The sequence below is a fragment of the Colwellia hornerae genome, assembly GCF_007954355.1.
In the GTDB taxonomy this organism is placed as follows: Bacteria; Pseudomonadota; Gammaproteobacteria; order Enterobacterales; family Alteromonadaceae; genus Colwellia_A; species Colwellia_A hornerae.
The window spans coordinates 48,239-61,774 of the sequence record NZ_VOLR01000020.1 but is presented as its reverse complement, the minus strand read 5'-3'; the positions used below and the strand labels follow the sequence as shown (position 1 = coordinate 61,774).

At 37.8% G+C, this 13,536-nt stretch carries 11 protein-coding genes; all 11 read left to right on the top strand.

Annotation, left to right across the window (positions count from 1 at the left end; translation table 11 throughout):
- Window positions 1-17 precede the first annotated feature (17 nt).
- The 11 genes from ESZ26_RS14145 to ESZ26_RS14095 all read left to right on the top strand — a co-directional run bounded on the left by ESZ26_RS14145 (window position 18) and on the right by ESZ26_RS14095 (window position 13,498).
- Complete coding sequence (locus ESZ26_RS14145) at window positions 18-2,543, top strand: DNA translocase FtsK (RefSeq protein ID WP_223271702.1); 2,526 nt, start codon at window positions 18-20, stop codon at window positions 2,541-2,543.
- Window positions 2,544-2,589: 46 nt separating this feature from the next.
- Window positions 2,590-3,282, top strand: a complete 693-nt coding sequence (gene lolA / locus ESZ26_RS14140; RefSeq protein ID WP_146800118.1) for an outer membrane lipoprotein periplasmic chaperone LolA — start codon at window positions 2,590-2,592, stop codon at window positions 3,280-3,282.
- Complete coding sequence (locus tag ESZ26_RS14135) at window positions 3,269-4,657, top strand: replication-associated recombination protein A (protein WP_146800117.1); 1,389 nt, start codon at window positions 3,269-3,271, stop codon at window positions 4,655-4,657. The genes lolA and ESZ26_RS14135 overlap by 14 nt, the downstream gene beginning before the upstream one ends.
- Window positions 4,650-5,051 carry a fluoride efflux transporter CrcB gene (gene crcB / locus ESZ26_RS14130; protein WP_146800116.1) on the top strand — a complete coding sequence of 134 codons (402 nt, stop codon included), beginning with the start codon at window positions 4,650-4,652 and terminating at the stop codon, window positions 5,049-5,051. The genes ESZ26_RS14135 and crcB overlap by 8 nt, the downstream gene beginning before the upstream one ends.
- Before the next feature lie 53 nt (window positions 5,052-5,104).
- Window positions 5,105-6,385: a serine--tRNA ligase gene (gene serS, locus ESZ26_RS14125; protein ID WP_146800115.1), complete on the top strand. Its 1,281-nt coding sequence runs from the start codon at window positions 5,105-5,107 to the stop codon at window positions 6,383-6,385.
- A gap of 141 nt (window positions 6,386-6,526) precedes the next feature.
- Entirely contained in the window at window positions 6,527-7,018 is a 492-nt protein-coding gene (locus ESZ26_RS14120; protein WP_223271703.1) for a TlpA family protein disulfide reductase, read from the top strand.
- A 73-nt stretch (window positions 7,019-7,091) separates the two neighbouring features.
- Window positions 7,092-8,219 carry a M14 family metallopeptidase gene (locus ESZ26_RS14115; protein WP_146800114.1) on the top strand — a complete coding sequence of 376 codons (1,128 nt, stop codon included), beginning with the start codon at window positions 7,092-7,094 and terminating at the stop codon, window positions 8,217-8,219.
- 160 nt (window positions 8,220-8,379) lie between these two features.
- Window positions 8,380-9,870 carry an alanine/glycine:cation symporter family protein gene (locus ESZ26_RS14110; protein WP_146800113.1) on the top strand — a complete coding sequence of 497 codons (1,491 nt, stop codon included), beginning with the start codon at window positions 8,380-8,382 and terminating at the stop codon, window positions 9,868-9,870.
- A gap of 139 nt (window positions 9,871-10,009) precedes the next feature.
- Window positions 10,010-10,336, top strand: a complete 327-nt coding sequence (locus ESZ26_RS14105) for a zinc ribbon domain-containing protein (RefSeq protein ID WP_146800112.1) — start codon at window positions 10,010-10,012, stop codon at window positions 10,334-10,336.
- A 49-nt stretch (window positions 10,337-10,385) separates the two neighbouring features.
- A complete protein-coding gene (locus tag ESZ26_RS14100; RefSeq protein WP_146800111.1) occupies window positions 10,386-10,676 on the top strand; it encodes a YeaC family protein in 291 nt (96 codons plus the stop codon).
- Window positions 10,673-13,498 carry a DUF349 domain-containing protein gene (locus tag ESZ26_RS14095; RefSeq protein WP_146800110.1) on the top strand — a complete coding sequence of 942 codons (2,826 nt, stop codon included), beginning with the start codon at window positions 10,673-10,675 and terminating at the stop codon, window positions 13,496-13,498. The genes ESZ26_RS14100 and ESZ26_RS14095 overlap by 4 nt, the downstream gene beginning before the upstream one ends.
- Window positions 13,499-13,536: the final 38 nt, after the last annotated feature.

Below are 13,536 nucleotides of genomic sequence, written 5' to 3'. Positions count from 1 at the left end.
TAACTCGGTTTATTATATTGTCTACAGAATCTCCTACTCAAAGTAAATTAAATGGTGTGCAACGATTGCTAGAAGCTGGTTTGTTAGTTTCCTTTCTATTTGCCATGTTTATTATGTTAGCGTTGTTCAGCTTTAACCCGGCTGATCCTGGCTGGTCTCAAAGCGGTTATCAAACACCTATTCGCAATTTAGGCGGTGCTGTTGGCGCTTATATTTCTGACTTACTGTTAAACTTATTTGGTTTTATTTCTTATAGCCTACCTTTTGTGACCGCAATAACAGGGTGGTTATTGTTTCAAAAATATCATCGCTTAATTCAATTAGATTACTTAACCTTAGGGTTAAAGTGTATTGGCTTTATTCTTTTTTATATTGGTATAACATCAATTGCCAGTATGAACTTTGATGATGTATTTTACTTCTCAGCGGGTGGCATTATTGGTGACGCGTTAAGTCAAACCGTTCTGCCATACTTTTCTTTCGTCGGTAGCACGTTATTATTCTTAACCTTCCTACTTTCTGGCTTTGTGCTACTAACGGGTTTCTCTTTAATCGCCTTTATTGATAAAACCGGTGCTTATACGATTTTATTTGCGCAATATTTATTGACAATACCTCAAAAAATACAAAATTACTTTACTGAATTAAAGGCTGAAAAACTAAAGCAATCATTATTGGTTCGTCCTGTTGAGAAAAAAGATCAGCCAGTGGCTTTACCTGAACTTACTGAAAAAAAACCAGCAAGCTTTCAGCTAGATGATAGCCTAGCGGATGAAAACGAAGAATTACACCATGCTTTTGATGAAGTCAATGAACAAGAACATCAAAACATTATTGCCCCTAGTAATGAGGACTTTTCTTTTGATCCCGATGAGGATATTGAGCATTTTGTCGCTATCGATGATCTTATCGGTGAACCTCTTGCTTTCAATGTTCAAGAACATGTTAGTGAAGATGAAATAACCGCCGCCTTTGAGAAAGTTGATCCGATAAATGTTGAAGAACCCATAAAGGTCACAACAAAAAGAGATAGCGCAACTTACCAAGGATTACCTGGCTTCGATTTATTAGATCGTCCTAACCGGACTCAAAATCCTATTGACGAGAAAGAGCTTGAATTAGTCAGTCGATTAGTTGAGGAAAAACTCTTAGAGTTTGGCGTTAAAGCAGAAGTTGTTGGGGTTTATCCCGGACCGGTTATCACCCGTTTTGAGTTAAATCTGGCGCCAGGTGTAAAAGCCAGTAAAGTGAGTGGTTTGTCACAAGATATTGCTCGCTCTTTGTCTGCTAAAAGTGTCCGTGTTGTTGAAGTTATTGAAGGTAAATCTGTTATTGGTGTTGAGTTACCCAATAAATATCGAGAAACGGTCTATTTTACTGATGTTATCTCTGCTCCAGCATTTGCTGAATCAAGATCTCATTTAGCCATGGCGATTGGCAGCGACATCTCGGGTAAACCTGTGATAGCTGATCTAGCCAAAATGCCGCATTTATTAGTCGCAGGTACAACAGGATCTGGTAAGTCAGTTGCTGTTAATACCATGATTGTAAGTATTTTGTATAAATCCACACCAGAAGATGTGCGGATGATAATGATTGACCCAAAACAAGTTGAATTATCAGTGTATAACGGTATTCCACATTTGTTAGCTGAAGTGGTTACCGACATGAAAGAAGCCGCTAACGCACTGCGTTGGTGTGTGGGTGAAATGGAACGTCGCTATAAACTTATGTCGTCTTTAGGGGTGCGTAACCTCAAAGGCTACAATGAAAAAGTGCTTAATGCTATTGAAGCTGGAGAGCCGTTAATCGATCCTACTTGGCAACCTAATGATGCTTTTACTCAAACACCGCCTTTGTTAGAAAAATTGCCTGCGATTGTTATTCTCGTTGACGAGTTTGCCGATATGATGATGGTTGCGGGTAAAAAAGTTGAAGAACTTATTGCCCGTATTGCTCAAAAAGCTCGAGCGGCCGGTATGCACTTAATTTTAGCAACGCAACGTCCTTCCGCAGACGTGATTACCGGTTTGATTAAAGCCAATATCCCAACCCGTATGGCACTGCGTGTACAATCGAGAATGGAGTCACGTATTATTCTCGACCAACAAGGTGCTGAACAGTTATTAGGCATGGGTGACATGTTTTATTTACCGCCGGGCGAAGCTGTTTCTGTGCGCGTTCATGGCGCTTTTGTCAACGATGACGAAGTACATGCTGTGGTTGCTGATTGGAAATCACGTGGTGAACCCAATTACGTTGAAGAAATATTGTCAGGTGATACTGATAATGAAATTTTGTTACCGGGCGAACAAGCCGAAGCTGATGAAGCGGTTGAACTTGATACCTTATATGACGAAGCGGTTGAATTTGTTACTAAGGGCCGACGTGTTTCGATATCAAGTGTGCAACGTAAATTTAGAATTGGTTATAACCGTGCAGCACGCATAGTTGAAGATATGGAAAACCAAAATGTAGTCAGTTCGCCAGGCCATAACGGTGCCCGTGAAGTTTTAGCACCACCACCTGTAAGAGATCTTTAGGTGTTATTTTCCCTGAGCTATTTAGTCAAGTTATAAGGATAACTGAATGAATTTTTCCCTCAAAAAAACAGTAATTTTATCATTTTTTTCTGCGGTTGTTTTAGGCAGCGCAAGTATTTCCGTTTTTGCTTTGCCGTTGAATGAACCAACAAGTGTTATAGAAAAGCCAAACAATGAAGCTCAAATAGTTAAAAGTAGCCTAATGAAAAAATTGGCAAAGCTTGAGTATTTTACTGCGAATTTTAACCAGCAAGTGCTCGATGGCGACGGTAATGAGTTACAAAACGCCTTAGGTACGCTAGCGGTAAAAAAGCCTAACTTAGTGTATTGGAAAACAGCAGAGCCAGATGAGTCATTAATCGTTTCAGATGGCGCTACCTTATGGTTTTTTGATCCCTTTGTTGAACAGGTCAGTGCTTATCTTTTAGAAAAAGCATTACTTAATACCCCTATATTATTATTAACCAGTAGCGACCCTGCACTATGGCAACATTACAGTGTCAGCTCAATGGATGAAAACAACTACCTCATTCATGCAAATGATAATAATGCCCAAGTAAAGACATTAGAATTACGTTTTAAGAAAAATAGTAATGACCTGAATAGTTTTACTATTGTAGATGCAACAGGGCAGTTAAGCCTGTTTAAACTTTCACAATTTGACGAAAAAAATGTCCCAGAAAGTGCATTATTTACCTTTAAAATACCCGAAGGTGTTGAGTTAGATGATCAACGTTAACGACGACGCTAATGGCTCTCTACCTTTAGACTTCGCTGATGAATTAAAGCTTGAAACTGACAATAAAAGTGATCAGTTTCAACCACTAGCAGCCAAGCTTCGACCTAAAACATTAGCCGATTATCAAGGACAGCAACATATCTTATCGCCAGGTATGCCGTTAACAATAGCGATTGAGCAGGGAAAGTGTCATTCTGTTATCTTTTGGGGACCGCCGGGTACAGGCAAAACCACCTTAGCTGAAATCATTGCAAGCCATGCTAATGCCGAGGTTGAACGTTTATCGGCGGTAACCTCGGGAATTAAAGATATACGTCAAGCGATAGATAATGCTAAGCAACGTTTACTTCGCCATAAAAAACGCACGGTATTATTTGTTGACGAAGTACACCGTTTCAATAAAGGACAGCAAGACGCTTTTTTGCCTTTTATTGAAGATGGCACCATTATTTTTATTGGCGCGACCACTGAAAACCCCGCTTTTGAACTCAACCAAGCGGTCTTATCACGAGCGCGTGTTTATACGTTAAAAAAGTTAACGCGTGATGATTTATCTATTATTTTAACGCGAGCTTGTCAAGATCAGCAAAACAGTAAAAACATCAAGATATCTCTTGCAGATAATGCACAGCAGCAATTATTAACCTTGGCTAATGGCGATGCACGACGTCTATTGAATGTCTTTGAAAACTGCATTGATATTCTGTCAGGTTCCCAGATCACCATTACTTTAGAAACTGTTGTGCAAGTAGCAGGCAATAAAATTGCTTTATACGATAAAGGCGGTGATGCCTTTTATGATTTGATCAGTGCTTTTCACAAATCAGTGCGCGGCAGCTCTCCTGATGCCGCACTTTATTGGTATGCGAGAATATTAGCCGGTGGCGGAGATGCGCTTTACGTTGCCCGCCGGCTCTTAGCGATCGCCAGTGAAGATATTGGTAATGCTGACCCTAGAGCAATGCAACTCGCTATCAATGCTTGGGATACTTTTCAGCGTGTCGGACCCAGTGAAGGAGAGCGAGCTATAGCGCAAGCAACTGTATACATGGCTTTAGCACCAAAAAGTAATGCCGTATATATGGCTTTTAACCAAGCGAAAGAACTTGCTAAAAACACGGCAGAGCTCGACGTACCTTTTCATTTAAAAAATGCGACCAGCAGTATTACTAAAGAACTCGGTCATGGCAGCGAATACAGGTATGCCCATAATGAAGATAATGGCTTTGCTGCAGGAGAAAATTATTTTCCCGAATCTTTACAATATACCTCGCTTTATCAACCAACAGACCGTGGCTTGGAAAAACAGCTAAAAGATAAACAGAATTTCCTCAATGAATTAAATAGCCAAAGTAATAATAAACGTTATGACTAATACCATTAGCACCTTTTCATTATACCTATTTGTAGCACTTGGCGGAGCGTGCGGGGCAAGTCTGCGCTTTTACTTTTCACAATTAATATTGAATTGGCTCGGAAAAGGTTTCCCTTTTGCGACATTGGCGGTTAATATTTCCGGCTCATTGATCATGGGCACTTTATATGGTCTTATTGAAAATGGTGTAATTGAAGTAAGTGTCTACCGAACCTTAATAGGTATCGGGTTTCTCGGAGCCTTTACCACATTTTCAACCTTTTCATTGGATACACTTTTGTTAATGCAACAAGGTGAATTCTTAAAAGGCATGATAAATATATTACTTAATGTCAGCTTATGTGTTTTTGCCGCTGGTATTGGGCTTTACTTAGTCACTTATGCCACTAAGTAAGCCAAGCTAAAATAAATAAATAAACAACCACTTAACTTGTAGATGTGAATAAAATGCTTGATCCAAAATTATTTAGAAATGATATCGAAGCCACTGCGGCACAATTAGCGAAACGTGGCTTTTCTTTAGATACTGCGTTATTAATCGATTTAGAAGAGCAACGAAAAGCTTTTCAAATTAAAACTCAAGAATTACAAAACCAACGCAATACCCGTTCAAAATCTATTGGCCAAGCGAAAGCGCGTGGAGAAGATATTCAGCCATTATTAGCTGAGGTGAGTCAATTAGGCGCTGATCTTGATGCGGCAAAAACTGAACAAGATGACGTACTCGCCAAAATTGACGATATTCTGTCGGCGGTGCCAAACTTAATTGATCATTCAGTCCCAGACGGGGCAAGTGAAGATGACAATGTTGAAATTAAACGCTGGGGAACACCACGAATCTTTGATTTCGAAGTTAAAGATCATGTTGATGTTGGTGCTGGTATTGGTAATGGCTTAGATTTCGAAAGTGGTGCTAAGCTAGCCGGGACACGTTTTGCCGTTTTGCGTGGTCAAATAGCTAAAATGCACCGTGCACTTGCACAGTTAATGCTTGATGTTCATACCGAAGAGCACGGTTATCAAGAAATGTACGTACCTTATTTAGTCAATCAAGACTCACTTTACGGTACGGGACAGTTACCTAAATTTGGTGAAGATTTATTTCATACGGATTTAAGTAATAAAAAATTCTCTTTGATCCCAACGGCTGAAGTCCCTTTAACGAATTTATTAAGAAATGAAATTGTTGAAGAAACCGAATTACCAATCAAAATGTGTGCACATACCCCATGTTTTAGAAGTGAAGCTGGTTCAGGCGGTCGTGATATTCGCGGTTTAATTCGCCAGCATCAGTTTGATAAAGTTGAAATGGTGCAGATTGTTAAGCCTGAAGATTCATTTACCGCGTTAGAAGCTCTAACGGGTCATGCTGAAAAAATTCTTGAGAGATTAGAATTACCTTACCGTACTGTTATTTTATGTACCGGTGATATTGGTTTTAGTGCCACTAAAACATTCGATATCGAAGTATGGTTACCCGCACAAAATACTTACCGTGAAATTTCTTCATGTTCTAACATGGGCGACTTTCAAGCTCGCCGTATGCAAGCACGCTTTAGAAGCACAGAAACGAAAAGACCTGAATTATTACACACCTTAAATGGCTCTGGTTTAGCGGTTGGTCGCACATTAGTCGCGATTTTAGAAAATTACCAACAAGCAGATGGTAGTGTGAAAATTCCTACAGCATTACAACCATACATGAATGGCTTAACGCAAATCGGTTAACGCAAATCGGTAATAGCCCTTTGTTGATAGTAATAAAAATCCAATATCTAGATATTGGATTTTTTTTGTTTTAATGTGAATTTTTTAATCTGATGATCGGGTCTATAAATATAACGATTAGTTATTACATTAGTTATAAAGGTGAGTTTTTTGAAGAGTTTATTTATTCAAGCTGTAGTGTTTTTCGCTATCTTTCAAGCACTGACAATGTTCAAAGAATCAGATATGTTATCCACGGGAGAGCAGATAAGCCAACAAGCTGTTGCACTTAAAACGCTTGATGGTAAAACCATTGAACTCGCCAACTTTAAGAAAACTACGGTTGTTTATTTTTTTGCGCCTTGGTGTCAAATATGCCATGTCAGTATCAGTAATTTACAAGACACATATGAAAAGAACCAACAAATAAATGTTATCGCCATTGCGTTAGATTATGTCGATAAAAAAGAGGTCTTTGAATTTTCTAGTCAACATCAATTAACTTTCCCGATTGTATTGGGCACAGAGCAAATTAAGCATCAATACAAGATAGAAGCTTATCCAAGTTATTATGTCATTGATGATAAAAATACCGTTATTGCAAAATCTATGGGCTATTCTTCTGAAATAGGGCTATTTCTTAGAACACTTTAACGCATATTACTTCTGATCTTTTCATTGTTTGTGTACACTGTGGCTATTCATAATAAAAATAGCAGATCCTGTCATGCAAATCACCTCAAACTTTGATAGTGGAAATATCCGCGTTCTTGACGCAAGCCAAGCCGATAATATCCAACTTGAAATTGTTAAAGACAACCAATCTGATTTTTATCAGTGGTTTCATTTTAAACTTAATAATACCGACCGTTGTGAACATACGCTTCATTTAATGAATGCCGGTACTTCTGCTTACACCGAAGGTTGGACCGATTATCAAGCGGTTGCTTCTTACGACCGTGAACACTGGTTTCGTGTACCAACTGAATTTGATGGAGAAAAACTGAGTATTACGTTAACCCCAGAATACGATTCGGTTTATTTTGCTTATTTTGCTCCTTATAGCTACGAACGTCATCAAGATTTACTGCATCAAGCGCAGTTAGATATTGATTGTCAGTTGCAAGTCTTAGGACAAACTCTCGATGGCCGCGATGTTTCAGTACTGAAAGTCGGAGAAGAAGGCCCAAACAAGAAAGTTATTTGGGTTACTGCTCGCCAACATCCGGGCGAAAGTATGGCCGAATGGTTTATGGAAGGATTTATAGACCGTTTACTCGACGAAGATGATGGTGTAGCTCGCTCACTTCTAGACAGTTCAGTGTTTTATTTAATCCCTAATATGAATCCAGACGGTTCAGTTCGAGGACATTTAAGAACAAATGCTGTCGGCACTAATTTAAATCGCGAATGGGCGGAGCCTTCAATGGCGCGTAGCCCTGAAGTATTCTTAGTACGTGAAAAAATGTTAGCTACCGGTGTTGACATGTTTCTTGATATTCATGGCGATGAAGCTTTACCGTTTAACTTTGTTGCTGGCTGTGAAGGCATACCTGGGTATGATGCTAAACATCAAGCGTTAGAAGAAAAATTCAAAGCCATTTTACTTGCCGTAACCCCCGAGTTTCAAGATGACAAAGGCTATGATAAAGATGAGCCCGGCCAAGCTAACTTAACAGTGGGTGCTAATTGGGTTGGTAATAACTTCAAATGTTTGTCTTATACCGTAGAAATGCCTTTTAAAGATAATGATTTATTGCCAGACAGAAGTGTCGGTTGGTCAGATACACGCAGTAGCTTATTTGGTCGTGATTTCTTAACGGCTATTTATCATGTTGTCGATGATTTGCGCTAATCCTATCTAAAAATTAAAAATTAAAAATTAAAAATTAAAAATTAAAAATTAAAAATCGATGATCATTTAAGTGCTATATCACGTTGCGCTTAAATGGTTAGCGGTTCTCAAATGTCGAACAACAAATTAAATAATAATAATAATAAATCTGGAGTGTCATGTGGAAGCAATTGTAAATACCATTAACGGCTATATTTGGAGCCCATACTTAATTTATCTCTGTTTAGGAACCGGGGTTTTCTTCTCCGTCTTAACGCGTTTTGCACAAGTACGTCATTTCAGAGAAATGTTTCGCTTATTGCTATCGGGTAAAAGCTCAGATAAAGGTATCTCATCTTTTCAAGCATTAGCTGTTTCTTTATCTGGTCGTGTTGGTACCGGTAATATTGCAGGGGTTGCCGCCGCTATCGGTTTTGGTGGACCTGGCGCGGTATTTTGGATGTGGGTGGTTGCCTTTTTAGGTGCAGCAACGGCTTATATCGAATCAACCAATGCTCAAATTTATAAAGAAGAAGAAGATGGCCAGTACCGTGGTGGCCCAGCTTATTACATTGAAAAAGCCTTAGGTCAAAAATGGTATGCTTGGATTTTTGCCTTATCAACTATTCTTGCTTGTGGTGTTTTATTACCTGTTGTGCAATCAAACGGCATCGGTGATGCAATGGTCAATGTGTTTGGCGCCGGTGGTTCAGTCAGCTCTTTTATGGGCGACTTACCTTTAACTAAAGTATATACCGCGGTATTTATTGTTTTATTACTTGGTTTTATCATTTTTGGTGGTGTTAAGCGTATTGCAAACTTCACCCAAATTGTGGTGCCTTTTATGGCGCTGGCTTACATTATTATTGCCTGTACTATCATTGCATTACATATTGATCAATTACCTGGTGTTTTTATGTTAATTGTTACCGATGCTTTTACGCCAATGGCGGGTTTTGGCGCAGCGATTGGTTGGGGTGTTAAACGCGGAGTCTATTCAAATGAAGCGGGACAAGGTACTGGGCCACATGCGGCGGCGGCTGCAGAAGTTGAACATCCAGCGCAACAAGGATTAGTACAAGCTTTCTCTGTATATATAGATACTTTGTTTGTTTGTTCTGCCACCGCCTTTATGATCTTAATCACACAGTCGTACAATGTTATGCCTGAAGGCGCGACTAGTTTTGTTGTTAGCAACTTAGCCAGTGACGTTGTTATTAGTGGCCCTGCTTTTACGCAAATTGCGGTCGATAGTGTTTTAACCGGTTTCGGTAAACCCTTTATTGCAATTGCTTTGTTTTTCTTTGCCTTTACCACAGTATTAGCTTATTACTTTATTGCGGAAAATAATGTTTCTTATATTAATAAAACCATTAAAATGCCGGTACTTAGGTTTTTCCTTAAAGTGGTTCTAATGTCAGCAGTCTTTTATGGTACTGTTGCAGAACCGAGTGCTGCTTGGAGTCTTGGTGATATTGGTGTTGGGTTAATGGCATGGTTGAATATCTTTGCACTTATTGCCATTTTCTTTATGGCTAAACCCGCTATTAAAGCGCTAAAAGATTATGAACGTCAGCAAAAATTAGGGGTAACAAAATTTACCTTTGACCCTAAAAAGCTTGGTATTGAAAAAGCTAAATTCTGGGAAGATCGTTTTAATAAAAACAAGTAATTTTGTTTATAATTGATTTACTTTTAATAATTTACAATAAAAACACAATTACTTTAAAAAACGTCTAATAGGACGTTTTTTTTTGCTTAAATTTAGGTAGAATATTAACACTAATCATTTTATGGAGCGTTATCTTCCTATGGCTGTAATTAATTGCCCAAACTGTAAGAAAAAGATATCTGACAAAGCGAAATCTTGCTCTCATTGTGAAATAGATTTAACCAAAGTTGATGCCAATCAAATAGCATCAATGAAGAAATTGAGCAAAATAAATCAATCACAAAACCTGATAAACCATTCCTTTATCGCGATGTTGCTTTTTTGTGGCGGTTTCCTGTTTTTGTATTGGCAAGATGCACAGCAGGGCACATGGCAATATTTTATCAGTATTGGTACAGCGGTGGTTGGCTTTATTTGGTATATTGCAACCCGCATTCGTTTACTGATGCTTAAATACCGAAATTAACATTAACTTTTCTCGTAAAAATTAAGAAACAAAGGCTGTAAATATAACAATGGATATTATTTCATTAGTAGACGATATGTCAGAAGAAATGTACTTGCGCTTAAAGTGTGCCGCTGAAACGGGTAAATGGCCAGAGGGAACTATAGTTGATACGGCACAAAAAACATCAGCTCTACAAATTACCATGGCTTATCAATCAAGACATTTAAATTCAGATGAAATCTTAAGCGTTGGCGCAGATGGTCTTATCGTAGATAAAACTAAACGCCAGTTGAAAAGCGAGTTCGCTGATCTTAAAAACAACCCAGACAATAATATTGCAAGGTTTTCCGATTTATGATTTTTTCTAAATTTTTCAAAGCAAAATGGCAAAGTAAAGAACACAATGTTCGGTTAACAGCAATCAGTGAAGATTTATCGCTTAGTAATCCTGACGACTTAGTTATATTAACAAACCTTGTACAAACAGACGCTAACGAATTAGTGCGTCGCGCCGCCCTTATTAAAATGGCTGACTTTAGCGTTTGGCATAAAAACAGTATCGACAACGATAATAAAAAAGTCCGTGAATATTGTCTTAAGCAAGTAGAAAAAATTCTGCTCGGTCAGCACGACATCACCATCAGTAATCAAGATAAATTAATCTTATTGAAAAGCAATGATAAGTTACCCTCTCTAGAGCTATGGTTGCAAAATGAAACACAAGCCGATGTTGTTATCGCTTTATTTGAAAAAATTAATAAGCCGTCGTTAACCCTTTCAATATTTACCCATAAGCAAGATGAAGTTGTACAAAGCCATTTACTTCAACAAGCCTTACCTATTGATGTGTTAGATAAATTACTGAAAAAGTCGTGTAATGAAATAATAAAAATTAATATTGAGCACCAATTACAACACTTAAATGAGTTGGCAGAACAACCCGATAAAATTAAAAAAGGTGTTCAGTTAGTTTTAGCAAAGTTACTCGCTTTAAAAGAGGTAAATGATTATCTGCAACTAAAAGAAAAGCAAACTGAATTAGAATCACAGTGGCAAAGTTATTTCCAAGATTTTTCTTGTCTATCTAAAGCAGAAGCTGAAAACTTTACTGACAAGTATAACGTTATTAATAATCAATTGATTAAACATTTCTCTCCGTTACATGAAGCTCATCAACAAGAAATTATTGCTGATAAATTAGTAGCAGACAAACAGGCAGCTAACGAACACTTTAACAGCGTGCTTAATGAAATGAGTAAAAAGCTTACCACGACAATTTTTGAAAGCGGTGACCTTGATGAATCCCAGTATCATGATCAACTTGAACTATTACGCGGAGAAATAACGTCTTCAATATTAAATAGTAAAGAACAAGCGCACTTTATTACTCTGGTAAAAGCCCAGGTAAAAAAATTAGCTCAATTACCAGAGATTGCACAATCGGTGAGTGACGCAACACATTTAATTTCAAAAATATCACAAGTTGCTTTACCTAAAAATATTGAGGAGTTAAACCTTCGTAAACCTTTGTTTGATCAATGGCTACAAGAATGGAAAACGGTTGAACAAAAAGCGGCAGGGGTATTACCACAATCGATTGTTGATGCTTTTAAAGAAATTAGACAACAATGGCAGCAAGGTCTTAAATCATTAATTAAAGAACAAGGCCTACTCTTATCACAATGTCAGAAAAAAATTGCTGACGTAAAACGCTTAATAATGACGGGTAAGTACAATGCCGCTTTTGGTGTTTTCAAAAAGGCTAAAAAACATTTTGACGGTTTATCTGATGATCAAAAGTCACGTGTTCAACGTGACTTTGATGACATAGCAGATAAGATTGCCGAGTTAAGTGATTTAGAACAATCTATTGCTACGCCAAGAAAACATCAACTACTTGCTGATATTCAGTTACTCGTTAATCAACCAATTGATAACCCCAATGAGCAAGCAGCGAAAGTTAAACAATTTCGTGTTACGTGGAATTCACTTGGACATGCTGAAGAATCGATTGAAAAAGAGTTAAATTATCAATTCAACGCACTTTGCGAACAAGCTTTTGCTCCATGTCGGTTATTTTATGCAGAACAAGAAAAATTGCGTGAACTGCACCTTGAATCTCGCCACCAACTTATCAGTAAAGCTCAAAGCTTTGCCGATGACTTTTCTACAAAGCTTAATGAAGGTATTGATAGTGAAACCATCGACTGGAAGTTTACCGATGCAACACTCAATAAATTAATACAGCAATGGCAAAACTCTGGTCAAGTTGATAAAACTAAGTTTCAGTTACTTAGCCAATCGTTTACGGCAAGCTTACAGCCTGTAAAAGCTGAATTAAGAAATTATCATCAGCGTAATAGCGACAGTAAAAATTTACTTATCGAGCAAGTTACTCAAGCATTAAATGACGATGACGTTTTTTCGGCGATTGAAAGTGTTAAAAAATTGCAAACACAATGGCAAGCCATTGGCTACAGTGGCCAACGTGAAGAAAATCAACTTTGGCAAAAATTTAGAAAAGTTAATGACCAGCTATTTTTAAAGCGTGATGCAGCTAAGTTGCTTGAACAATCAAACCGTGAAAATCAACAAATTGAATTATCACAGCAATTAGAAAGCTACCAGCAACAAATAGTTGCGGGTATATCAGAAACAGCATTATTAAGTTTACAAGCAAGTATTGATGAATTACGCGCAAATATTATCAGCCAGCGGCCAGTAATAAAAAGCGCCGTGACCTTAGCTGAAAAATTACTTACACAAATCACTCAACAACTTGTGCAAATGACTGAAAATAAAAAGGCTAAGACTTGGCAATTAGTTTTCGGTTGCTTAGAAAGTTTAGCGACTGATAAACCAGAAACCTCCGAGAAATTTTCTGAAATATTAGTAGATTTACCCAATATTTGGCAGAAACGTTTACAAGAGTGTTACCAAAACAGTAAGCAGATTGACAGAAGTAACAAAACACTTGAGCTCGAAATCTTAGCAAGTAAGGAATCTCCTGCTGAATTTAAAGCCGAGCGGATGCAAGTACAAGTTACATTATTACAAAATCAAATGCTGTCTGGACAACCTATCGACTTAACTAAATCACTTGTTGAATGGTTAAAATTAGGAGGGTTGTCTACAACTGACTTGCCATTACTTGCCAGAGTTAAAACTATTTACTGTTAATTTTTCGTGAGTTTATTTCAATAAATACAGTTTACAAT

Excerpts from the sequence above, each read along its gene's own strand:
- ESZ26_RS14100 (WP_146800111.1), top strand. The coding sequence starts at position 10,386 with ATGGATATTATTTCATTAGTAGACGATATGTCAGAAGAAATGTACTTG.
- ESZ26_RS14105 (WP_146800112.1), top strand. The coding sequence starts at position 10,010 with ATGGCTGTAATTAATTGCCCAAACTGTAAGAAAAAGATATCTGACAAA.
- lolA (WP_146800118.1), top strand. The coding sequence starts at position 2,590 with ATGAATTTTTCCCTCAAAAAAACAGTAATTTTATCATTTTTTTCTGCG.
- ESZ26_RS14135 (WP_146800117.1), top strand. The coding sequence starts at position 3,269 with ATGATCAACGTTAACGACGACGCTAATGGCTCTCTACCTTTAGACTTC.
- crcB (WP_146800116.1), top strand. The coding sequence starts at position 4,650 with ATGACTAATACCATTAGCACCTTTTCATTATACCTATTTGTAGCACTT.
- serS (WP_146800115.1), top strand. The coding sequence starts at position 5,105 with ATGCTTGATCCAAAATTATTTAGAAATGATATCGAAGCCACTGCGGCA.
- ESZ26_RS14115 (WP_146800114.1), top strand. The coding sequence starts at position 7,092 with ATGCAAATCACCTCAAACTTTGATAGTGGAAATATCCGCGTTCTTGAC.
- ESZ26_RS14095 (WP_146800110.1), top strand. The coding sequence starts at position 10,673 with ATGATTTTTTCTAAATTTTTCAAAGCAAAATGGCAAAGTAAAGAACAC.